Below are 21,560 nucleotides of genomic sequence, written 5' to 3' on the forward strand. Positions count from 1 at the left end.
TTTTATTGGGAAAATCCGGGGTGCGGCGACAAAGCCGGCGCATTGCGGTTTTCACCAGCGCCAAATCATCTAGGATCGCGTCCCGGATGATCTGGCACGCATCGCGAAGAGGATAGTGCATGACGGCTGGCCGAACGCTTCTCAAGTCGCTGCTGGCGGCGGCCCTGCTGGCGGCGGGGTTGCAGACGACCCTGGCCGACGAGTGGCGGACCACCTCATCGCTGATCGGCCAATCCAAATACGGCGACAATTTCCAGCATTACGACTACGTCAACCCGAACGCGCCGAAAGGCGGAACGCTGAATTCGGTGCTCCTCGGCACCTATGACAGCTTCAACCCCTATATCGTCCAGGGATCGCCGGCGGCGGGTTTGGCCGGCTTCGGCGGCGGCCTGCTCTACGACACGCTGATGGAGCAGGCGACGGACGAGGGCAGCACCAGCCACCCGCTGATCGCCGATGCCTATAAATATCCCGACGACTATTCCTCGGCCACGTACCGGCTTGACCCGCGCGCGAAGTGGCATGACGGCCAGCCGATCACGGTCGACGACGTGATCTGGTCGTTCCAAGTGCTGAAGGCCAACAGCCCGCAATACAACCGGTATTTCGAGAATGTCACCGACGCGGTGGCGATCTCCGATCGCGAGGTCGAGTTCCATTTCAACCAGAAGGGCAATCGTGAACTGCCGAAGATCATCGGCGACCTCGTGGTTCTGCCGAAGCATTGGTGGGAAGGTACCGACGCCAATGGCAAGAAGCGCGACATCACCAAGGGAACGCTGGAACCACCGCTGGGCTCGGCCGCATACAAGATCGCCAGCTTCAAGCCGGGCTCCGAAATCGTCTGGCAGCGCGTGCCGGACTATTGGGCGGCCAAGCTGCCGGTGAAGATCGGCCGCGAGAATTTCGACACGCGCCGATACACCTACATCCTCGACGACAATGCCGCCTGGCTGGCCTTCACCAAGGGCGGACTGGAAGACATCAACCGCGAATACAGCTCCCGCAAATGGGCGACGGCCTATAATTTCCCGGCCCTCCAGGCCGGCGACGTCATCAAGAAGGACTTCCAGACCCAGTCGCCACAACCGATGCAGGGCTTTGTCCTCAACCAGCGCAGGCCGCTGTTCCAGGACCGGCTGGTCCGCGAGGCACTGACCATACCGTTCGATTTCGAGAGCATGAACCGCACCTTGTTCTTCGGCTTCAACACCCGCACGTCGAGCTATTTCCAGGGCACCGAGCTGGCATCCAGCGGGTTGCCGCAGGGCAAGGAACTGGAAATCCTGGAAAAATACCGTGACAAGCTGCCGCCCGAACTCTTCACCCAGGAATTCAAGCTGCCCGTCTACGATTCGCCGCAAGCGGAGCGAAAGTACCTGAAGCAGGCTGTCGATCTCTTCGCCAAGGCCGGATGGGTCATAAAGGGCGGCAAGATGGTCAACGCCAAGACAGGCGCGCCGTTCAAATTCGAGATCCTCGGCTGGAACGACACCGACCAGGTAATCGCCAGCCCCTACATTGCCAATCTGCGCAAGATCGGCGTCGACGCCTCGTTGCGCATCATCGACCAGACGCAGTACATCAACCGCGTCAACAACTTCGATTTCGACGTCGTCACGGGCCTGTTCGGCCAGTCGGATTCGCCCGGCAACGAGCAGCGCGATTTCTGGAGTTCTAAGGCCGCCGACGCACCTGGTTCGCGCAATCTGATGGGCATCAAGGATCCGACCGTCGATGCGCTGGTCGACCGCATCATCTTTGCCACGGATCGCGATGATCTCGTTGCCGCCACCCATGCGCTCGACCGCGTGCTGCTGTGGAACTTCTACGTCGTGCCGCAATATCACCGGTCGGCGGTCTGGCTGGCCTATTGGGACAAGTTCAAATTCCCCGACAAGCAGCCTGCCTATGTCGGTGTCGATATCGATTCCTGGTGGATCGACGTCGACAAGGAAAAGGCGCTGGCCGCCAAGTACAAAGGCGGCAATTGATGGGGCGGCAATCGATGACCGCCCTGCCCCGCCGTGATTTTCTCGCGCTTGGCGCGGCGGCGGCCGCCGCCGCCCTGTTGCCCGCAAAAGCCTTCGCCGACATTGCGACCGGCACCAAGCTGCATGGACTGTCCGCCTTTGGCGACCTCAAATACGGACCGGATTTCACCCATTTCGACTATGTGAATGTCGATGCACCACCCGGCGGAATTTTCAATTTCTCGCCGCCGAACTGGGGCTACAACCAGGACACACAGACCTTTAACACGATGAATTCCTTCGCCGACAAGGGCGATGCGCCGCCGCGCATGGAGATGTGCTTCGACGGGCTGATGGTACGCGCACTCGACGAGCCCGACGCCGTCTACGGCCAGATCGCCGACGGCGTGACGCTGTCGGAAGACCGCAACTCCTTCACCTTCTCGCTTCGCCCCGAGGCGCGCTTCCACGACGGCACGCCGCTGACCGCTCAGGATGCCGCCTTCACCTTCAAGCTTTACAAGGACAAGGGCCATCCCGACCTGTCGTTGTCGCTGACGCATATGGTCGATGCCGTTGCTGTCGACGACCGCACGCTGCGGCTCACCTTCTCCGGCAAGCAATCGGCCCGCACCGTGCTCAACGTTGTGGAATTCCCCATCCTGTCGAAGGCCTTCTATACGGCCAACCCGTTCGACTCTTCGCAGTTGAACCCGCCGCTCGGCTCCGGTGCCTACAAGGTCGGCCGGTTCTCGGCCGGCGCATGGATCGAATATGATCGCGTTGCGGACTATTGGGGCCGTGATCTGCCGGTCAATCGCGGCCAGAACAATTTCGACCGTATCCGCATCGAATTCTACCAGAACCGCACCGCCGGCTTTGAAGCCTTCAAGAAGGGCGAAATCACCTACCGCGAGGAATTCACCTCGCGCGTCTGGGCGACCGCCTACGACTTCCCCGCGCTGACCGCCGGCAAGGTGGTCAAGCACGAATTCCCGGCCGAGAAGCGGCCGACCATGCAGGGAACGGCGGTCAACCAGCGGCGCGAACAGTTTCGCGACGCTCGCGTGCGCCAGGCGATCGCGCTCTGCTTCGATTTCGAATGGACGCGGCGCAACTTCTTCTACGGCTCCTACGAGCGCTCGCAATCCTGCTTCGAGAAGTCGGATTTTCGCGCTGAAGGTGTGCCATCAACACAAGAGCTGGCGCTGCTGGAGCCGCTGCGAAGCCAGGTGCCGGCTGAGGTCTTCGGCCAGGCCGTGGCCCAGCCGGCATCCGACGGTTCCGGTCGCGACCGCAAGCTGCTTGGCCAGGCGGCAAAGCTTCTGGCCGCAGCCGGCTGGAAACGGTCGGGCGATTTCGTCGTCAACGGCAAGGGCGGCCGGCTTTCGGCCGAATTCATGGTCGACGACGACACTTTCGTGCAGGTCTATTCGCCCTGGGTCGCCAACATGAAGGCGATCGGCATCGATGCCACGATCCGGCTGGTGGATTCTGCCCAATACCAGGCCAGGCAGGCGACCTTCGATTTCGATCTGCTGTCAGCCGCTTTCTCGTTCAGCGCGACACCGACGCGCGACGATCTCGAAGGCTTCTTCCATTCCAGGACGGCCAACCTCTCCGGTTCGCGCAATCTGCCGGGCACGTCAGACCCGGCGATCGATGCGCTGATCGGCATGGTGGGCGCGGCAAAAGACCGTGAAAGCCTGACGGTCGCGATGCGAGCGCTCGACCGGGTCTTGCGCGCGCGGTGCGATTGGATTCCTAGTTGGTTCCTGGCGAATCACCGAAGCGCCTATTGGGATATGTTCGGCTTTCCCGAGCAAAAGCCCGATTTCGGCTTTCCGGTCGAGGCGCTGTGGTGGTTCGATAAGGGCAAGGCGGCAAAAATTGGCAAAGGCTGAGATATCGGTCCGCAGAGGGCAGGAAGCCTGATGGGCGCCTATATACTGCGCCGCATCCTTTTGATGATCCCGACCCTGTTCGGCATCATGGCGATCTCCTTCGCCGTCATCCAGTTCGCGCCGGGCGGCCCGGTCGAGCAGGTCATCGCCAAGCTGACCAATCAGGGCGGCAGCGACCGCCTCGGTGGTGGCGGCGGCGATGCGGGCGGCTCCAACTTCGACGCCGCCGGCGACGTCAGCTCGAAATATCGCGGCGCGCAGGGGCTCGATCCGGAATTCATCAAGAAACTGGAGAAACAGTTCGGCTTCGACAAGCCGCCGCTCGAGCGCTTCGGCATGATGCTGTGGAACTATGCCCGCTTCGATTTCGGCAACAGCTATTTCCGCGACATCTCGGTGCTCGACCTGATCCTGGAAAAGATGCCGGTATCGATCTCGATCGGGCTCTGGATCACGCTCCTGTCCTATCTGATTTCCATCCCGCTCGGCATCCGCAAGGCGGTGAAGGATGGCTCGCCTTTCGACGTCTGGACCAGCGGTGTCGTCATCGTCGGCTATGCCATTCCCGGCTTCCTGTTCGGCATCATGCTCATGGTGCTGTTCGCCGGCGGCTCGTTCTGGGACTGGTTCCCGTTGCGCGGCATCGTCTCGGACAATTGGGACCAGTTGTCCTGGCCGGCCAAGATCGCCGACTACATCTGGCACATGACCTTGCCGCTGACGGCGCTGGTGCTGTCGGCCTTCGCCACCACCACGCTGCTGACGAAGAACTCGTTCCTGGAGGAGATCCGCAAGCAGTATGTGGTGACGGCACGCGCCAAGGGCCTGTCAGAACGACAGGTGCTCTACGGCCACGTCTTCCGCAACGCCATGCTGATCGTCATCGCCGGCTTCCCCGGCGCCTTCATCTCGGCCTTCTTCACCGGTTCGCTGCTGATCGAGAACATCTTCTCGCTCGATGGCCTCGGCCTGCTCGGCTTCCGGTCGGTGGTCGAGCGCGACTATCCCGTGGTGTTCGCCAATCTCTACATCTTCTCGCTTCTCGGCCTGTTCGTCGGATTGTTGTCCGACCTCATGTACACCTGGGTCGATCCGCGCATCGATTTCGAGCGGAGAGACATCTGATGTCGGAGGCAAGCGTGACCGCCGGAGTGATGCCGGAGCGGATGCCACGGCCATTCCTGTCGCCGCTCAACAAGCGCCGCCTGCAGAATTTCAAGGCCAACCGGCGCGGCTACTGGTCGTTGTGGATTTTCCTCGTCCTGTTCGTGCTGTCGCTGTTTGCCGAGTTGATCGCCAACGACAAGCCGATCATCGCTTCCTACAAGGGCGAGATCCTGTTTCCCGTGCTGGTCGCCTACCCCGAGGAAAAGTTCGGCGGCTTCTATGCCGTCACCGATTATCGCGACCCGGTGATCCAGGACGAGATCAACGCCAATGGCTGGATGATCTGGCCGCCGATCCGCTATTCCTACCAGACCGTCAACAACGCCATCCCGGAGGCCGCACCCGCCAGGCCGTCCTGGCAGTATGATGCCGCCAAGCGCTGCAACCAGTATCCGCAAGGGGCTGCCGACCCGGCCTGCATCGTCGGCAACTGGAACTGGCTCGGCACGGACGACCAGGCGCGCGACGTCCTGGCGCGGGTCATCTACGGTTTCCGCATCTCGGTGCTGTTCGGCCTGATCCTGACCATCGGATCGGCGCTGATCGGCGTCGGCGCCGGCGCGTTGCAGGGCTATTTCGGCGGCTGGACGGACCTGCTGTTCCAGCGCTTCATCGAAATCTGGTCAGCGATCCCGGTGCTCTATCTGTTGCTGATCGTCGCCGCCATCCTGCCGCCGGGCTTCTTCATCCTGCTCGGGCTGATGCTGTTGTTCTCCTGGGTGGCGCTGGTCGGCGTGGTGCGGGCCGAGTTCCTGCGCGCCCGCAACTTCGAATATGTCAACGCCGCCCGCGCCCTCGGCGTGCCCAACCGCACCATCATGTTCCGGCATTTGTTGCCCAACGCCATGGTGGCGACATTGACGTTCCTGCCCTTCCTGCTCTCGGGCTCGATCTCGACGCTGACCTCGCTCGACTATCTCGGCTTCGGCCTGCCGCCGGGGTCCGCCTCGCTCGGCGAGCTGCTCAAGCAGGCGCAGCGCAACCTCAATGCGCCGTGGCTCGGCATTTCCGGCTTCGTCGTCATCTCGCTGATGCTGTCGCTGCTCGTCTTTGTCGGCGAGGCAACCCGCGACGCCTTCGATCCGCGCAAGACGTTCAAATGAGCGAAGCGCCCCTGCTCAGCGTACAGGACCTCAGCGTCGCCTTCAGCCAGGGCGGCGGCCAGTCTGTCGCCGTCGACCACATCTCCTTCGACATCGCGAAGGGCGAGACAGTGGCGCTGGTGGGAGAATCCGGCTCCGGCAAGTCGGTGTCGGCGCTGTCCGTGCTGAAGCTCCTGCCCTATCCCAGCGCCAGCCACCCCTCGGGAAAGATCCTGTTCCAGGGCGCCGACCTGCTGGCGATGGGCGAGAAGCAGCTGCGCCAGGTGCGCGGCAACAAGATCACCATGATCTTCCAGGAGCCGATGACCTCGCTCAATCCGCTGCACACGATCGAGCAGCAGATCGTCGAGATTCTGAAGCTGCATCAGGGCATGGCCGATCGCCCCGCCAAGGCGCGCACGCTGGCTTTGCTCAACGAGGTCGGCATCCGCGACCCGCAAAAGCGCCTCGACGCCTATCCGCACCAGTTGTCCGGCGGCCAGCGCCAGCGCGTGATGATCGCCATGGCGCTGGCCAACGAGCCAGAACTCCTGATCGCCGACGAGCCGACGACGGCGCTCGACGTCACCGTGCAGGCGCAGATCCTCGAACTGCTGGCCGGCCTTAAAAGCCGCAAGGGCATGTCGATGCTGTTCATCACCCACGACCTCGGCATCGTGCGCAAGATCGCCGACCGGGTCTGCGTGATGACCAAGGGCAAGATCGTCGAGACCGGTCCGACCAAGGAGATCTTCGCCAACCCGCAGCACCCCTATACGCGCCACCTTCTGGCGGCCGAGCCGAAAGGCAAGCCACCGGCGGCCAATGCCGACGCCAAGCCGGTGATGACCGGCAAGGACATCAAGGTCTGGTTCCCGATCAAGCAAGGCTTCTTCCGCAGCACCGTCGACCATGTGAAGGCTGTCGACGGTATCGATGTCACCGTGCGCGCCGGCCAGACGCTGGGCGTGGTCGGCGAATCCGGTTCGGGCAAGACCACACTGGGCCTGGCGCTGGCGCGGATGATCTCGTCGACCGGGACCATCCAGTTCAACGGGCGCGACATCAATCAGCTCACCTTCAATGCCATGCGGCCGCTCAGGCGCGAATTGCAGATAGTGTTCCAGGATCCGTTCGGTTCGCTCAGCCCGCGCATGTCGATCGCCGAGATCATCGAGGAAGGGCTGAAGATCCACGAGCCGAAGCTGTCGCCCGATGAACGCGACGACAAGGTTGCGGACGTGCTGAAGGAGGTCGGCCTCGATCCGGCGACCCGCAACCGCTATCCGCACGAATTTTCCGGTGGCCAGCGCCAGCGTGTCGCCATCGCGCGCGCCATGGTGCTCAACCCGCGCTTCGTCATGCTGGACGAGCCGACATCGGCGCTCGACATGAGCGTACAGGCGCAGGTCGTCGACCTCTTGCGCAATCTGCAGGCCAAGCACGATCTCGCCTATCTCTTCATCAGCCACGACCTCAAGGTCATCCGGGCGCTTGCCAACGATGTCATTGTCATGCGCAATGGTCAGATCGTCGAAGCCGGCCCTTCCCAGCAGATTTTTGAAAATCCGCAAACCGACTATACTCGGGCGCTGATTTCGGCGGCCTTCAAGATAGAGACGGCGCCGGTCGGCATCGTCAGCCAGTGATTAGAGGGACTAAACGAACAACAATGGAAAAAGGCCGCATCCTGCTTGCCGTCACCGGCTTTCACCCGCAGCGCTGGCGCGAGCTGTTGTCGGCCGAGCGCGAGGTGGTCCTGGAGCCGGACGGCGCCAAGGATCCGTCGATCACCTATGCGGTGGTGTGGAAGCAGAAGCCGAACCTGTTGTCGTCGCTGCCCAATCTGCGCGCCATCTTCTCGATCGGCGCCGGCGTCGACCATATTTTCGCCGATCCCGGCCTGCCCGACGTGCCGATCGTCAAGGTCGTCGCCGACAACCTCACGCAGTACATGACGGAATATGTCGTCTGGCGGGTGCTCGATCACCATCGCCATGGCCTGCTCTACCGGTCGCAGCAGCCGAAGAAGATCTGGCGCGAGCCACAGCAGAGGCCGGCCGGCGACATTTCCGTTGGCATTATGGGGCTCGGCAATCTCGGCCGCGCCGCGGCGTCGGTGCTTCTTTCGCTCGGCTTCGCCGTCAATGGCTGGTCGCGCAACGACCGGCCGATGCAAGGGGTTGCGACCTATTCCGGCGAGGCCGGCTTGATCCCGTTCCTCAAGGCAACCGACATACTCGTCGTGCTCCTGCCGCTGACACCGGACACGCAGGGCATCATCAATTATGGCGTGCTGAAGGAACTGCGCAAGCGCAACGGCCTTGGCGGCTCGGTGCTGATCAACGCCGGACGCGGCCGCCTGCAAAAGGACGCCGACATCGTGCGGGCGCTGGACGACGGCACGTTGAAGGAGGCGAGCCTCGATGTGTTCGAGGTCGAGCCGCTGCCGAAGACCAGCCCGCTATGGAGCCATCCGAAGGTGTTCGTGACGCCGCACGCCGCGGCGACCTCCGATCCGATGCACCTGGCGCCGATCATGCTGCGCCAGATGGATGCCTTCGAGCGCGGCGAGCCGTTGCAGAACCTGGTCGATCGCAAGGTGGGTTACTGATCGCGTCAGCGCTCTTGCGCCATGCTTTCCAGCTTCTTCGAATGCTGCACCCCTGCCAGGTCCATCACATGCTCCTTGCGGGCACGCTGAAGGTCCAATGGTGACTTGCCTTCGATCATCCGGGCAATGTCTTCCACAATCAGGTGGCCCATCAGTTGCCGACCGCCGCTTACCGCCGCGGCACGGTGGGGCGACAGAATGACGTTGGGCATACCGCGCAGGGCATGATCCCTGGCCAGCGGCTCCGACGGGAACACATCGATTGCAGCGCGGATGCGCTTTGTCCGCACCGCCTCGACCAAGGCATCGAAATCGATGAGATGTGCACGGCTGACAAGGACGAGCAACGCGTTCGGCTGCAGCCTGGAAATGGTGGCCGCATCCACAAGACCCTTGTTGGTCCTGGTCGGCGCCGCCGTGACAAAGAGCACGCGGCAGCTGCTCGCGACTTCCTCCAGGGAAGCGAGCCTGACGCCATGCTGCCTGGCCACCGACGGATCAAGCCAGGGGTCGTAGGCGGATATCCTCGGCGAGAACGGCGCCAGGAGCCGGCTGCACTCCTTGGCAATGGCGCCGAAGCCAACAAATCCTATCGTCTGTTCGAACAAGGTGAAATCGGTCGCCGGATTGTCGTTGAGCCAATGTTCACCGCCGGTACGGAACAGTTCATGTTCTTCCACCAGGCCACGCGCGCCCGACAACGCCATGGCCACCGCCATTTCGGCGACCGAGCCGCGCATGCCTGGACCGGTTGCCAGCACCTCGATGCCGCGGTCGAAGCAGGCAGCGTAGTCGATAGTGTCGGGAAAGGCGCCGTAGAGCTCGATCACCGCCTTGAGTTTGGCCGCGCGCTTGATCTGGGCGGCATCGAGCGTCGGCAGGGCCGAGAGATAGAAGGTCATGCCGGCCAGATTTTCATCCAGTACATGATCGGGCATGGGCTCGTTCTTCGCCCAAACCAGATCGCAAAGCTCGCCAAGTCGCCTCAGGTCAGCCTGCGTGAACAGTTCGTCAAGCTGTCGCCATTGTGGGTCAAGGACCGCAACGGGTTTGTTCATATCGACATCCTCCCTTGGAATTGAAGCTGTTGACGCGGTGCTCCCGCGGCATCACGCGTTCATTGCCTTCGCCTGCCGGCTGCTCACGACTTTGCCCCGGTGATCAAGGCGACCAGTTCCTCGCCCGAGGTCTCGCTCGTGCGGCGATGACCGACGACGTGACCATTGCGCATGATCCATATTTCGTTCGAGAGCCGCATCACCTGATCGAAATTGTGACTGATCAGAAGGAAGGTCCTGCCTTGTTGCCGCAAGCGGTCGATCAGGCCTTCGACTTCAAGACGTTCCCGCACGCCAAGGGCCGCCGTCGGCTCATCCATGATGGTGAGCTTGGCGTTCCAACCCACCGCGCGGCTGATGGCCACCGCTTGCCTCTGGCCGCCGGACAGCTGACGCACGCGCGCATTGATCGACGGTATGTTGATCTGCAGGCCGGCCAGCATGGTGCGCGCCTGGGCGGCCATGGCCCTCTTGCGGGTGATGCTCAACGGACCACCCCAGGTAAGCTCGCGGCCGAGGAAAAGGTTCTGCCAGATCGTCAGGTCATCGACGAGCGCGAGATCCTGGAACAGTGTCTCGACACCGATGCGCCTTGCGTCGTCAGGGCTGCGCAGCGTCGCCGGTCGGCCATCGAAAAATATCTCGCCGGACGTTGGTTGATGCACGCCGGTCAGTATCTTGACCAGGGTGGATTTGCCCGCGCCATTGTCGCCGACGATGGCTGCGACCTTGCCTTCCTCGACGGAGATGCTGACGCCATCGAGGGCGACGACCGAGCCGAAATGCTTGTGGACATTGCGCACCTCCAACATCTTGCGCCCGACGGGGGTGCCGACCGCGCCATCATTCGAAGCAAGAGCGATCGTCATTTTTGAAACCGGTAAGCGATGGCGAAAAGGATGACGACCATGCCGGTGACGATCGGCTGGTAGAAAACGCCGACGCCAAGCAGCGTCATCAGGTTCAGAAGGGCGGTCAGGACCAGGGCGCCCACTACCGGGCCAATGATCGTGCCACGGCCGCCAAAGAGACTCGTTCCGCCTAGCACCGATGCGGCTATCGAGTTCAGCAAGTAGGAACTGCCGGTGGCGGGTTCGGCGGATCCGATGCGCGCGGTGAGCATGACGCCGGCGATGCCGGCGAGCAAGCCGCTGATGGCAAAGGCCGCTATCTTGATCCTCGCGACCTTGAGGCCGAGGTTGCGGCTGCCTTCATGGTTGCCGCCGATGGCGAACAGGTGCGTGCCCAGTTGTGTATGGAACAGGAGCAGGTGGGCAATGACGGCAACCACGGCCGCGAGCAGCGTTATGTTGGGGATTGGCCCGAAGCTGCCGCTGGCCAGTTGCGTAAGCAAGGGTGAAATGACGCCGACCGGTCGGCCGTTCGACAGCACCAGCGCACAACCCGATGCAATGCTGAGCATTCCCAATGTCGCTATGAAATCGCTGATCTTGCCCTTCGAAATGACGATGCCGCTGATGATGCCAAACATCATGCCTGTAACAACGGCCATCACGATGCCGATCGGCACACCCCATTTCTGGGTGACGGAGATGCCGATCATCACGCTGGATATCTGCACCAGCGACCCGACCGAAAGGTCGATGCCCGCCGTGATGATGACGAAAGTCTGACCGATCGCCACCACAACGAGGATCGAACAGGCGACAAGAATCGAAGTGATGTTTCCGGCCGTCAGGAACAGTGGCGAAGCCAGCGCTCCGACCGCCATAAGTATCAGGAGCGCCAAGACGATCGCCCAGTCCAGCACACCGCTCGACCTGACCGTCCGTGCGATGCGGCCGGCCGACGCCCGGACGGCCGTTCCTGTCTCTGCTTGCAAGCTCACGCGCCACGCCCTGCTATTTGATCAGCTTGGCAATCGGGCTGTGATATTCGAACCAGGGCTGCGGCGACGACGTCTTGGCCGCGGCGATATTCTCGGAGGTGATCAGGGCCTGTGGCGCGACCGTGGTCGCGTCGACTGTGGCACCCTGCGACGCCGCAAGGCAGGCTTCGACCTCGATCTGGCCCATCAGGTAGGGGAACTGCGCGGCGGTGCCGGTCATCTGTCCGGCCTCGATGGAATTGAGCGCGTCGTCGATGGCATCCGTGCCGAACACCAGGACCTTGCCGGCCAGGCCAGCGTTGTTGACCGCCTGCTGGACGCCCAGCGCCATGCCGTCGTTGGCGGCGTAGAAACCTTTCAGGTCGGGGTGAGCGCGCAGGATCGCATCGGCGGCGTTCAGAGCCTTCTCGCGATCCCAATCGGCCGCCTGTTCCTGAACGATTTCGAGGCCGCCGGCGCCGGAGCGAAATCCTTCGAGTCTCTGGATGCTGGCCGGATGGCCCGCAAGGCCGCCGATCAGGGCAACCTTTCCCGCCCCGCCGAGGCGTTTTACCATTTCCTCCGCCACGGCCTTGCCCGCATCGGTATGGCGCACGGTGACATAGGTTGTCAGCTTGACGCCGGCGGCGGCGAGCGCGTCGTTGTCGAATGCGTCCCCCGCAACGATCGGGATGTTCTTCTTGGCCGCCGTCACCAGTGGCTGAATGAGATTGCTGTTGCTGATCGGCGCGACGATGAAGCAATTGAAATCCTGTCCGACCATTGTCTGGACCATGTTGGTCTGTTCGTCGATGGCCGACTCATCCGTGCCGGCCTGAACCGTGACAGTTGCGCCGATCTCCTTTGCCTTCGCCTCGATGCCTTGTTGCGTGGCCAGCCAATAGGGATTGGCGAGTGTCTTCAGCACCACGGCGATCTTCAGGTTCTTCCCCGGCAGGTCGGCGGCCCATGGCTGACCGACAAGGACCAGAGACAGGATCGATCCTGCAAGCAGACTTTGCATCGAGACTTTAACGCGCATGCCTTGTTCCTCCCATTGTGCGGTTCGCCAGGCTGGCTCCATCCGGTCCAGCGCAGAAGCGTGAAATTGTGCGCTTCTTGAGCGGCGCACATCTTTCCGAAGCTCAGGATAGAGGCTGCCCGGTCATCAACAATCAGCAGCTCCATCAGATCGCATCAAACGGCGGCGAACCGTCACTGTCGTGCAAAGGAACGAAGTGCATCGAGCCCCGCTTGCGGAGAAACACGTAAGGGACCGCACGGGTGGCGGCTCTCCGATACGGTGTGTCGGGATCGTCAGCCCGGCAGAGCGAACTTCTTCTTCTGATTGTCCGGCTTGCCGCAGTCGCGGCGGTCGATGGACCGGTTCATGGCGTCGATCTCGCCAGTCGCCTTGTCGCTGTCGCGCTGGGCCTTGGAGCGCATGTCGGGCGTGAACGGACCGAAACCCATCGCGGGATTGGAGAAGGTCGGCTTCACGGTCGTCGCAAGATTGTATTGCTGTGCCAACCCATTGCGCTGCGCCAGCAACTGATCGCACGGCACGGTGTCGTATTGCAGGGAGGATTCTATGTTCGCGTCCTGCCGCTCGGACATCGAATTGCCGACGCAGCCGGCCATTGCTAGGCAAGAGGCCAAGATCATCATGTTCCAGCGCATCTGATATGCTCCTCCTGATATCCCGCCCCTGACGCGACCAGATCGCAAATATCAGTCGCGCACGCAAATCGGACTTTTTCGCAGCAGCGCGGAGCGGTGACGGGATTCACCGCGCAATGATCATGCACACTTCAAGTGGCGTGAGCCTTCAGGGCCAAGACGACCAGGCCTTTGACTGGCTCGCGGCGATCCTGCCGGATGGTCGTCGGCTCCAGCGCCAGGATTGAAAGCCCGTTGGCCTCGAGTGTCCGCCTGACATAGCTGTCGGAATGGGCGTAGCGCCGCGAGGGCTGCAGCGCGAAGTCGCCGCTTGCGAGGCTCTCGACAGAGAAAGCAAACAGGCCGCCGCCGGCGAGCACACCGGCGACCCTCCCGATCAGGCCTTCGAGTGCGCCGACATAGATCAAGACGTCGGCCGATGTCACCAGATCGGGGTTTCCGCCTGAGTGGGAGAAGCCCTGCAGATCAGCCTTTGTCAGCGTGTCATAGATGCCTTTCGTCCGCGCCTTCTTCAGCATCCTGGCCGAGATGTCGATCCCCTCCAGCCGGTCGACGATCGGCCTCAGCCTCTCGCCCATCAGCCCGGTGCCGCAGCCCAGGTCGAGCGCCAGACGGAAGCGGCCCGATCTTGCCTTGCGAATCATCCGTTCGAGGACTTCGGGCAACCGGTAGTCGAGCTTGCCGACCAGCATCTCTTCGAATGTCTCGGCGTAGTGGTCGAACAGCGTTTCGACAAAGGCGCTGGGCGGCGCGCTGGAAACCGGGGCTTTGCCGATCAGCTGCAATTTGAGGGCCGCGCCCTGGCGATCGGCTGGATCCAGGTTCAGCACCATCACCCAGGCCTGCGCCGCCAGGTCGAGCCTGCCTGATGCCTCCTGCATCTCGCCAAGGCGAAACCAGCCCATTGCCCATTGCGGCGCCAATTCCAATGCGCCGAGCAGGAGCTCGGCCGCCGCCACGTGGTCACCGGAGGCAAAGAGCATCTCGGCATAGTCGGCACGGCGATCAGCGTTCAAATCGCCCGATGAGGTCTGCAACGGCTTCATGACAGCGGTTCCGCCGGCGGAGGCAGCCGGGCCGCCATCTCTGTAATGCAAAGGGTGCGGAAGCTGAACCGAATTGAGCGTTCTTTGCCAGGAGAGTCAGCAGTCTCCGACGACAGGCTTCCCGCAGCGGAATTATATCCTATCTTGCAGACCATGCGCGCCAGCGACCTGCTTCATCCCCGGCCAGAAGGCCTTTACTGCCCGCCGGGCGATTTCTTCATCGATCCGGTGCGGCCGGTGGACCGGGCGCTGATCACCCACGGTCATTCCGACCATGCGCGTTCCGGCCACCGCTCGGTGCTGGCGACGCAGCAGACGCTCGACATCATGGGGCTGCGCTATGGCGAGGGCTTCGCCGGCACGACGCAACCGGCACGGCTCGGCGAGACGATCGTCCTCAATGGCGTCAGCGTCAGCTTCCATCCGGCCGGCCATGTGCTGGGCTCGGCGCAGATATCGGTCGAACATCAGGGCATGCGTATCGTCGCCTCCGGCGACTACAAACGGCGAAAGGATGCGACCTGCGTGCCGTTCGAGCCAATCGGCTGCGACGTGTTCATCACCGAGGCGACCTTCGGCCTGCCGGTGTTTCGCCACCCGCCCGACACGGAAGAGATCGCCCGCCTGCTGAAATCGGCGGCGCAGTTTCCCGAACGCTCGCATCTGGTCGGCGCCTATGCGCTGGGAAAGGCGCAGCGGGTGATGCGGCTGTTGCGCGACGCCGGCCACGACAGGCCGCTCTATATCCATGGCGCACTGGCCAGGCTCAGCGAGTACTATCAAAGCCAGGGCATCGACCTCGGCATACTCGAACCGGCGACGGTGGAAGGCGGCAAAGGGGATTTCGCCGGCGCCATCGTGGTCGGCCCGCCATCGGCCTTCGCCGACCGCTGGGCGCGGCGGTTCCCCGATCCGATCTCATGCTTCGCGTCCGGCTGGATGCGCATCCGCCAGCGCGCCAAGCAAGGCGGTGTCGAACTGCCGCTGATCATCTCGGACCATGCCGACTGGGACGAGCTCACAGCGACCATAAAGGAGACCGGCGCCGAGGAAATCTGGGTCACGCACGGCCGTGAGGAAGCACTGGTGCGCTGGTGCGAACTCGAAGGCATTGCCGCCCGGCCACTGCATCTTGTGGGCTACGAGGACGAGGGCGATTGAGGGCATGAACCGCTTCGCCGAACTCCTCGACCGCCTGGTGCTGACGCCGTCGCGCAACGGCAAGCTGACTCTGCTGGTCGACTACTTCCGCAGTGTCGAGGACCCGGATCGCGGCCTGGCGCTCGCCGCCATCACCGGCGACCTCAACATCGCCGCGGTCAAGCCGGCGATGCTGCGCACCCTTGTCACCGAGCGCATGGACCCGGTTCTGTTCGGCTATTCCTACGACTATGTCGGCGATCTGGCCGAGACGGTGTCGCTGGTCTGGCCGCAAACGCCGGGACATATCCCGAACCGTGAACGGACGCTCGGCGAGGTCGTGGCGAGGTTGCAGGCGGCAAGCCGCTCCGACGGACCGAAGGTGCTGGCCGGGCTGCTCGACAGCGCCGGCATTTCGGCACGCTTCGCCATCATCAAGCTGGTCACCGGCGGCCTGCGCATCGGTGTGTCGGCGCGGCTCGCAAAGCAGGCGCTGGCGGATTTCGGCAAGGTCGACGTCGCCGAAATCGAGGAACTCTGGCACGGGCTGTCGCCGCCCTATACGGCGCTGTTCGCGTGGCTGGAGGGCAAGGCTGAAAAACCCCGCAACACGGCGATGGCGCTGTTCAGGCCGGTGATGCTGTCGAACCCGGTCGGCGACGGCGACCTGGAAAAGCTCGATCCGGCGGACTATGCGGCCGAATGGAAATGGGATGGCATCCGCGTCCAGGCAGTGGCGGAAGGCGGCATCCGCCGGCTCTACTCGCGCACCGGCGACGATGTCTCCGGCGCCTTTCCCGATCTTGCCGACGCGATGGATTTTTCCGCGACGCTGGATGGCGAGTTGCTGGTTGGCGATCCCCGACAGGCGACGGGAACGTTCTCGGATTTGCAGCAGAGGCTGAACCGCAAGACGGTGACGCCAAAGATGCAGCAGCAATATCCGGCCTTCATGCGCTGCTACGATCTGCTGCAGATCGGCGCCGAGGATTTGCGCGGGCTATCCTTCCGCGAGCGGCGCGGCCGCCTCGAAGCCTTCGTCAGGACGCTCGACCCGAGCCGCTTCGACCTGTCGCCCTTCGTCGACTTCGCCGATTGGCAGGCGCTGGAGGAGATGCGCCGCGCGCCGCCGCACCCGATCATCGAAGGCGTGATGCTGAAACGCTGGGATTCGCCCTATGTCGCCGGGCGGCCGAAAGGCCCGTGGTTCAAATGGAAGCGCGATCCGCACACGGTGGATGCCGTCCTGATGTATGCCCAGCGCGGCCATGGCAAGCGCTCAAGCTTCTACTCCGACTACACGTTCGGCGTCTGGTCCGGACCCGAGGGCGAGGAGGAACTGGTGCCGGTCGGCAAGGCCTATTTCGGCTTCACCGACGAGGAGCTGAAGCAGATCGACAAATATGTCCGGGACAATACGGTCGAGCGCTTCGGCCCGGTACGCTCGGTGCGGGCGGACCGCGACAATGGCCTGGTGCTGGAAGTCGCCTTCGAAGGGATCAACCGCTCGACCCGGCATAAATCCGGCGTTGCCATGCGCTTTCCCCGTATTTCACGGCTGCGCTGGGACAAGCCGGCCAACGAGGCCGACCGCATCGAGACGCTGCAGGCGCTGCTCGATCGCTGAGTTCCAGCCGACTAAGGCTCGATCGAGACGCGTATCTCGTAGATGTTGACCGCCTTGCCCTGCTTGTCGAAATCGGAATTGACGGCGATGGTTCCGGCTGAGCCCGGACGCTTGTTGGGGAACTGCACGTCGAACAGATATTCGTTGCGCTGCTGGCCGACCGCGTAGCGCTTGCGGCCACAGTCGCCAAGTTCGCCGAAATTGCAGTCGACGGATATCTGCGTGTCCTTGCCGTCCTCGGCGCGGGCGATGATATCGAACACGGCATGCTTGCCGGCGAGCTTCTCCAGCACGCCTTGCCCGACATCGAAGGCGATCGCCGAACCGGAGGCGCCGGACCGGATGCGCAGGAACGGACCGGTGTCGTCCTTCATCACCTCGGCCTTGGCGTCCGACGGGGCGGCCACATGCGTCGGATCGGCCGGCGAGAACACATTGATCCAGTCGCGCGACTGGTCCGCGGCACCGGGCTTTGCCGGCGCGTTGGCGCCGTCGGCCGGCGTGAAATCGTCGTCCTCCACGGTTGGCGGCGCCTCCGGCGGTGCCGTATCGAGTTGGGCGGCAGTCTTGAATACGCCGGTCTGCATGGCGAAAAACAGGCCGATGCCAATCGCCGCAAGCAAGGTCACGGTGAAGAAGATGGCGGTCAGCGGCAGGCGACGTCCGCGAATACGGCGCTCGTCGCGATCGGGCGCCACTTCCGCCGCGGCTCCCGAAGCGGCAGGAACGGACATGTCGATGGCCGGCGCGCCGGGGAGCGTGGCGTCCGGCATGATGTCGGGAACGACCGGCAGCACGCGCGAGCGCGGCGCGTCGGATGCGGGCTGCGCGGGCCCGTCGACGCCGACCGCGGGCGGCGGCGTCCTGTCGCCGATCTCGATCGCGGGCGCCGCGGTGGCCGCGGGCTCGACCGCCGGGGCATCGACCTGCGGACCAGCATCCGGCACCGCCGGCAGGAACTCGGATTCGATTTCGGCGATCTTCGCCTGGATCGCCTTGCGGCGCTTGATGGCGACTTCCACGGTCACGCCGGGATTGGCCTGGAGCGCACGATCGAGCGCGGCAAAGGCCGACCGATAGACCCTCTCGCGAAACGCGCGGTCCTCGGCATTGCCCTTTTCCAAGGCGTTCCGGATCGCTTTTTCGATGGCGTCCAAGCGAGACCCTCTGCAAATTGCACCAATCTTCCCTGATGGTTAGCCGTAGGCGACCAATCAATCAACGGGCGTGCGGCTGCATTCTGCCTCGACGGGCCGTCGAAAGTCCATCTTGGCGATGTTCCGGCAAATAAAATCGGACTATCCTGGCGATTCTTCGCAGGCAGCGACACCCCAACCCTGATTTCGACCGTGTTGGGCGCTCGTGCAGAATTGCCAAGTCGCATCTTGAATTCGTGGCCGGTTGAGTCTATCACCCAGCCCATCTTGGAGGCCTCGGCCTCCCGGGCCGCTTTAGCTCAGTTGGTAGAGCACATCATTCGTAATGATGGGGTCAGGTGTTCGAGTCACCTAAGCGGCACCAATATTCCCCAAGGGTTTGCGGGTTCCCGAGGCTAGAGCGAAAAACGCCTTGCCAACACCCTGCCAACATTTTTCGGGGTCATTTGTTCGCCCTTTGTAGCGCCTCGACAAGGACTCGGCTGGACACCTCGCGGGCGCCTAGAGCGATGGCCCGCGCCCGAGTGGCCTTTGAAAGGTCGTAGTGGGGACGGCCTGGCTTGTCCTGAAACCATCGGCGGACCCCGAGGGCTTCGGCCATGGTGTGAAGCTCGGCGAGTGAATCGGCCGCCATATGGCACATCACCATCCGGCCAAGGCGCCAGCGCGGCCGGTCGACGTAGACCACTATCTAGCCGCTTTGACGGATCGCTTGCGTTGCCGCAGCGTCCGCAAAATGAAAGAGTTGATGGCAGAGCGGACATCGAACCTTCCGCCATCGACTTTCTGCGCTACGATTTGGTGCCCGGCATGGAGAACTTTAATTTCCTTGCGTCTGGAAGCCACGAAAATATTGATGGCTTCTTCCGGCCTCGTTTCGATCGGTTGTTGCCGTTCCCAAGCGTAATCGTCCCAGATAATGGTCCCGCCATTCTTGAGTAGAGGCCACGCCAGAAGGGAATCGACGTGAACCGCGTCCCGGTCGTGGGCACCATCGATATAGATCAGGTCGTAAGATCTTTTTTGGCCCTGCAGGTCGATCAATGCCTTGCTGGAAATCGACTTCAGCTTTGTGACGCGCCCGGCATACGAGGCCGTGTTGGTATCGAAGCGCTGCTCTACTTGGGCAAATCCACCAGCCAAAGTTACGTATTCGTTCTGCTCTCCAGCGAACGGATCGATGCACGTAATCCGCGACAGATGGCAGTACTCAAGAAAAAATATCGCGGAACGTCCTTCCCAAGATCCGATTTCCAAGATGTTGAGAGGTCGATCCCGCATACTTGCAAGGCAAGCACTCCAGACATGGAAATTATTTGACGTCCAATCGGAGGAAAATTCTTTCCCTTCGTACCACTTAGCAAAATCGACCACTGCTAACTCCTCTATTTGCGGCGATCTAGCCCGGCTCACCATCGCCAGTTATATTGACGCCGCTTCAGCGTCAATGTTGGATCTGAACCGACGTCCCTGCCGCTGGCAAAGTGCGCCGCCCCGGCAATTGGTCGGTACCCAGGCCCCAGCTTCCCATCCGCCGATCATCATCCGAAAGGAACAATCACGGCTATTTCCCGTGAAAAAGAAGCGCTTGCCCGCGTACTTGCGCATGAAGGCGGCTATTCAAATCATGCAGACCCCGGCGGCCTGCCATCTTCTATCCCGAGCGCGTCAATAAGGCGGTGCCGCAATTGGCACATGCACCACGGTCTGCGTGGTGGAGCGAGTCGCCGGCGACCCATATCCGCCATTGTCGCGACTCAGCTTTGGTGGGAAACTCGCGGGCCTCAGCATGGGAGGTCCAAAATGCCCAACACTTTCAAGACCGGAGACGTCGTCAAGCTGAAGTCGGGAGGGCCGAGGATGACGGTCAGCGATGGGGCCGCTTCCGGCATGTATCTCTGTCACTGGTTCAACAAGGAAGGTGACGTTTGGACGCCGCAGCATGCGGGCTTCAAACCCGACCAGTTGGTCGCCGCCGATCAACCGGCGTAATCCCTGCCCGTCCGCCAGGAGTGGTGGCCGGCCCGGCGTGAATTCAGGCGGCGCGGGATAGTGCGTCAAGGTGGTCGCTCTCGGGAGCGATGCAGAATCGGCATCGCAATCGAAGAGATCGGTACAGGCGACCGACGGATTTTCCCGGTCTCGGCGTTTAACGGTTGAAGCGTGACCATGGCATGGGCCGTGGCCGACGCGCCAACCGGAGACGCCGAAGCATGATACGCCGTTCGATCCTTGCCGCTGCCTTGAGCCTGCTGACCGTCGCGGCTCTCGCCCAGACAGCGACACAGCCCCCGGCTGCCACGCCGCCAGCCGCCGCTCCCGCGGCGTCAAATGCCAAGTCTGAACTCACGCTGGCCAAGTTCCAGAAGCGGCGGGAGAAGGCGGTCATGGCCGCCGACACGGACGGTGACGGCAAGATCAGCCTCCTGGAATGGGAAGCCTTTCAAGCCAAGCGCAACGTCAAGGGAGACGCCGCCAAATCCTTCGCGCGTATCGATTCCAATCATGACGGCTTCATCGATCGCGCCGAGCTCGATGCGTTCTTCGCCAAGCGTTTTGCCAGGCTGGACAAGAATGGCGACGGCGTTCTGACGGCCGACGAGATGCCAGGCCACAAATCCGCTCCCAAGCCGGAGCAATGACCAAGAGGCTATGACGCGTGATGGATATCGGGAGTGCGCGAGCCGATGAGCGCCGATCCGGACGAGGAGCTGGTTCGTCGGGTCGGTGCTGGCGATCCCGCGGCGGTGCAGACACTCGTCGCGCGCAAATTGCCGCGCATCCTTTCCCTTGCCGTGCGTATGCTGGGCGACGCGGCGGAGGCCGAGGACGTCGCGCAGGAAACCTTCGTGCGCATCTGGCGTCATGCCTCCAGCTGGCGGCGCGGCAATGCACGCTTCGACAGCTGGATCCACCGGGTGACGCTCAACCTTTGCTACGACCGGTTGCGCCGGCGCCGCGAGGTGGTGACCGACAATCTGCCGGAAATGGCCGACCCTGCCCCGCTTCCCGACGCCCGCGAAGAGCCACATCGGGTCGAGCAAGCCCTGCAGGCGATCGCGCCGCGCCAGCGCGAGGCCATCATCCTGGTCTACTACCAGGAGATGTCCAACATAGAGGCGGCCGCGACCTTGGAGATCAGCGTCGATGCGCTGGAAAGCCTGCTTTCGCGCGGCCGTCGGTCCTTGCAGATGATTCTGGCCAGGGACGGCGTCCATGACTGAGAAAGGCGCGATCATGGATGCCGGACATTCATCGCGCCTTGCGGGCGCCAGGTGGGG

Annotated in this window: 20 protein-coding genes and 1 tRNA gene; 12 read left to right on the forward strand and 9 right to left on the reverse strand. The window is 62.7% G+C overall.

Annotated features, from left to right (window positions below):
• The first annotated feature begins 119 nt into the window (after nt 1–119).
• The 6 genes from MesoLj_RS00350 to MesoLj_RS00375 are packed head-to-tail and all read left to right on the forward strand — an operon-like array spanning nt 120 to nt 8,743.
• Nucleotides 120–1,997 carry an extracellular solute-binding protein gene (locus MesoLj_RS00350; RefSeq protein ID WP_202324702.1) on the forward strand — a complete coding sequence of 626 codons (1,878 nt, stop codon included), beginning with the start codon at nt 120–122 and terminating at the stop codon, nt 1,995–1,997.
• A 14-nt stretch (nt 1,998–2,011) separates the two neighbouring features.
• Nucleotides 2,012–3,880 carry an extracellular solute-binding protein gene (locus tag MesoLj_RS00355; RefSeq protein ID WP_202324703.1) on the forward strand — a complete coding sequence of 623 codons (1,869 nt, stop codon included), beginning with the start codon at nt 2,012–2,014 and terminating at the stop codon, nt 3,878–3,880.
• A gap of 30 nt (nt 3,881–3,910) precedes the next feature.
• Nucleotides 3,911–5,005, forward strand: a complete 1,095-nt coding sequence (locus MesoLj_RS00360) for a microcin C ABC transporter permease YejB (RefSeq protein ID WP_056569814.1) — start codon at nt 3,911–3,913, stop codon at nt 5,003–5,005.
• Entirely contained in the window at nt 5,005–6,150 is a 1,146-nt protein-coding gene (locus MesoLj_RS00365) for an ABC transporter permease (RefSeq protein ID WP_202324704.1), read from the forward strand. Before MesoLj_RS00360 ends, MesoLj_RS00365 begins: the two co-directional genes overlap by 1 nt.
• A complete protein-coding gene (locus MesoLj_RS00370) occupies nt 6,147–7,778 on the forward strand; it encodes an ABC transporter ATP-binding protein (RefSeq protein WP_202324705.1) in 1,632 nt (543 codons plus the stop codon). The genes MesoLj_RS00365 and MesoLj_RS00370 overlap by 4 nt, the downstream gene beginning before the upstream one ends.
• 23 nt (nt 7,779–7,801) lie before the next feature.
• Nucleotides 7,802–8,743 (forward strand): 2-hydroxyacid dehydrogenase, encoded by a 942-nt coding sequence (locus MesoLj_RS00375; protein ID WP_140775558.1) that lies wholly within the window; start codon nt 7,802–7,804, stop codon nt 8,741–8,743.
• 5 nt (nt 8,744–8,748) lie between these two features.
• On the opposite strand, the gene MesoLj_RS00380 is transcribed toward MesoLj_RS00375, so the two are convergent.
• From MesoLj_RS00380 to MesoLj_RS00405, 6 genes are all read right to left on the reverse strand, one after another.
• Nucleotides 8,749–9,801, reverse strand: coding sequence for an NAD(P)-dependent oxidoreductase (locus tag MesoLj_RS00380; protein WP_202324706.1), 1,053 nt, complete (start codon nt 9,799–9,801; stop codon nt 8,749–8,751).
• Nucleotides 9,802–9,884: 83 nt separating this feature from the next.
• On the reverse strand, nt 9,885–10,670 hold the full coding sequence (locus MesoLj_RS00385; protein ID WP_244735258.1) for an ATP-binding cassette domain-containing protein: 786 nt from the start codon (nt 10,668–10,670) through the stop codon (nt 9,885–9,887).
• Nucleotides 10,667–11,650, reverse strand: coding sequence for an ABC transporter permease (locus MesoLj_RS00390; RefSeq protein ID WP_202324707.1), 984 nt, complete (start codon nt 11,648–11,650; stop codon nt 10,667–10,669). Before MesoLj_RS00390 ends, MesoLj_RS00385 begins: the two co-directional genes overlap by 4 nt.
• Before the next feature lie 13 nt (nt 11,651–11,663).
• Nucleotides 11,664–12,671, reverse strand: a complete 1,008-nt coding sequence (locus MesoLj_RS00395) for a sugar ABC transporter substrate-binding protein (protein WP_202324708.1) — start codon at nt 12,669–12,671, stop codon at nt 11,664–11,666.
• Nucleotides 12,672–12,946: 275 nt separating this feature from the next.
• Entirely contained in the window at nt 12,947–13,309 is a 363-nt protein-coding gene (locus tag MesoLj_RS00400) for a hypothetical protein (protein WP_202324709.1), read from the reverse strand.
• Nucleotides 13,310–13,440: 131 nt separating this feature from the next.
• Nucleotides 13,441–14,355, reverse strand: a complete 915-nt coding sequence (locus MesoLj_RS00405; RefSeq protein ID WP_202324710.1) for a class I SAM-dependent DNA methyltransferase — start codon at nt 14,353–14,355, stop codon at nt 13,441–13,443.
• A gap of 153 nt (nt 14,356–14,508) precedes the next feature.
• On the opposite strand from MesoLj_RS00405, the gene MesoLj_RS00410 reads away from it, so the two are divergent.
• A complete protein-coding gene (locus MesoLj_RS00410; RefSeq protein WP_202327095.1) occupies nt 14,509–15,516 on the forward strand; it encodes a ligase-associated DNA damage response exonuclease in 1,008 nt (335 codons plus the stop codon).
• 4 nt (nt 15,517–15,520) lie between these two features.
• Nucleotides 15,521–17,122 carry a cisplatin damage response ATP-dependent DNA ligase gene (locus MesoLj_RS00415; RefSeq protein ID WP_202324711.1) on the forward strand — a complete coding sequence of 534 codons (1,602 nt, stop codon included), beginning with the start codon at nt 15,521–15,523 and terminating at the stop codon, nt 17,120–17,122.
• Between the two features lie 11 nt (nt 17,123–17,133).
• Here MesoLj_RS00415 and MesoLj_RS00420 read toward each other — a convergent pair whose 3' ends face one another.
• The gene (locus tag MesoLj_RS00420; protein WP_202324712.1) at nt 17,134–18,279 is read right to left on the reverse strand and encodes a hypothetical protein; all 1,146 of its coding nucleotides are present in this window, start codon (nt 18,277–18,279) and stop codon (nt 17,134–17,136) included.
• A gap of 288 nt (nt 18,280–18,567) precedes the next feature.
• Between MesoLj_RS00420 and MesoLj_RS00425 the strand changes: the two genes are divergently transcribed.
• A tRNA-Thr gene (locus tag MesoLj_RS00425) sits at nt 18,568–18,643 on the forward strand.
• Nucleotides 18,644–18,721: 78 nt separating this feature from the next.
• Here MesoLj_RS00425 and MesoLj_RS36800 read toward each other — a convergent pair.
• Complete coding sequence (locus tag MesoLj_RS36800; protein WP_446720318.1) at nt 18,722–18,928, reverse strand: DUF4031 domain-containing protein; 207 nt, start codon at nt 18,926–18,928, stop codon at nt 18,722–18,724.
• A gap of 38 nt (nt 18,929–18,966) precedes the next feature.
• Nucleotides 18,967–19,653: a class I SAM-dependent methyltransferase gene (locus tag MesoLj_RS00435; RefSeq protein WP_140775572.1), complete on the reverse strand. Its 687-nt coding sequence runs from the start codon at nt 19,651–19,653 to the stop codon at nt 18,967–18,969.
• A gap of 429 nt (nt 19,654–20,082) precedes the next feature.
• Here MesoLj_RS00435 and MesoLj_RS00440 point away from each other — a divergent pair, with 429 nt between their 5' ends.
• The 3 genes from MesoLj_RS00440 (at nt 20,083) to MesoLj_RS00450 (ending at nt 21,503) form a co-directional block, all read left to right on the forward strand.
• Nucleotides 20,083–20,271, forward strand: a complete 189-nt coding sequence (locus MesoLj_RS00440; protein WP_056569801.1) for a YodC family protein — start codon at nt 20,083–20,085, stop codon at nt 20,269–20,271.
• Nucleotides 20,272–20,492: 221 nt separating this feature from the next.
• Nucleotides 20,493–20,921: an EF-hand domain-containing protein gene (locus MesoLj_RS00445; RefSeq protein ID WP_140775573.1), complete on the forward strand. Its 429-nt coding sequence runs from the start codon at nt 20,493–20,495 to the stop codon at nt 20,919–20,921.
• A gap of 45 nt (nt 20,922–20,966) precedes the next feature.
• Nucleotides 20,967–21,503: an RNA polymerase sigma factor gene (locus MesoLj_RS00450; protein WP_202324714.1), complete on the forward strand. Its 537-nt coding sequence runs from the start codon at nt 20,967–20,969 to the stop codon at nt 21,501–21,503.
• Nucleotides 21,504–21,560 lie beyond the last annotated feature (57 nt).

It is taken from the genome of Mesorhizobium sp. 113-3-9 (assembly GCF_016756515.1).
Classification (GTDB): Bacteria; Pseudomonadota; Alphaproteobacteria; order Rhizobiales; family Rhizobiaceae; genus Mesorhizobium.

Excerpts from the sequence above, each read along its gene's own strand:
- MesoLj_RS00350 (WP_202324702.1), top strand. The coding sequence starts at position 120 with ATGACGGCTGGCCGAACGCTTCTCAAGTCGCTGCTGGCGGCGGCCCTG.
- MesoLj_RS00355 (WP_202324703.1), top strand. The coding sequence starts at position 2,012 with ATGACCGCCCTGCCCCGCCGTGATTTTCTCGCGCTTGGCGCGGCGGCG.
- MesoLj_RS00360 (WP_056569814.1), top strand. The coding sequence starts at position 3,911 with ATGGGCGCCTATATACTGCGCCGCATCCTTTTGATGATCCCGACCCTG.
- MesoLj_RS00365 (WP_202324704.1), top strand. The coding sequence starts at position 5,005 with ATGTCGGAGGCAAGCGTGACCGCCGGAGTGATGCCGGAGCGGATGCCA.
- MesoLj_RS00370 (WP_202324705.1), top strand. The coding sequence starts at position 6,147 with ATGAGCGAAGCGCCCCTGCTCAGCGTACAGGACCTCAGCGTCGCCTTC.
- MesoLj_RS00375 (WP_140775558.1), top strand. The coding sequence starts at position 7,802 with ATGGAAAAAGGCCGCATCCTGCTTGCCGTCACCGGCTTTCACCCGCAG.
- MesoLj_RS00380 (WP_202324706.1), bottom strand. The coding sequence starts at position 9,801 with ATGAACAAACCCGTTGCGGTCCTTGACCCACAATGGCGACAGCTTGAC.
- MesoLj_RS00385 (WP_244735258.1), bottom strand. The coding sequence starts at position 10,670 with ATGACGATCGCTCTTGCTTCGAATGATGGCGCGGTCGGCACCCCCGTC.
- MesoLj_RS00395 (WP_202324708.1), bottom strand. The coding sequence starts at position 12,671 with ATGCGCGTTAAAGTCTCGATGCAAAGTCTGCTTGCAGGATCGATCCTG.
- MesoLj_RS00400 (WP_202324709.1), bottom strand. The coding sequence starts at position 13,309 with ATGCGCTGGAACATGATGATCTTGGCCTCTTGCCTAGCAATGGCCGGC.
- MesoLj_RS00405 (WP_202324710.1), bottom strand. The coding sequence starts at position 14,355 with ATGAAGCCGTTGCAGACCTCATCGGGCGATTTGAACGCTGATCGCCGT.
- MesoLj_RS00410 (WP_202327095.1), top strand. The coding sequence starts at position 14,509 with ATGCGCGCCAGCGACCTGCTTCATCCCCGGCCAGAAGGCCTTTACTGC.
- MesoLj_RS00415 (WP_202324711.1), top strand. The coding sequence starts at position 15,521 with ATGAACCGCTTCGCCGAACTCCTCGACCGCCTGGTGCTGACGCCGTCG.
- MesoLj_RS36800 (WP_446720318.1), bottom strand. The coding sequence starts at position 18,928 with ATGGTGATGTGCCATATGGCGGCCGATTCACTCGCCGAGCTTCACACC.
- MesoLj_RS00440 (WP_056569801.1), top strand. The coding sequence starts at position 20,083 with ATGCCCAACACTTTCAAGACCGGAGACGTCGTCAAGCTGAAGTCGGGA.
- MesoLj_RS00445 (WP_140775573.1), top strand. The coding sequence starts at position 20,493 with ATGATACGCCGTTCGATCCTTGCCGCTGCCTTGAGCCTGCTGACCGTC.
- MesoLj_RS00450 (WP_202324714.1), top strand. The coding sequence starts at position 20,967 with ATGAGCGCCGATCCGGACGAGGAGCTGGTTCGTCGGGTCGGTGCTGGC.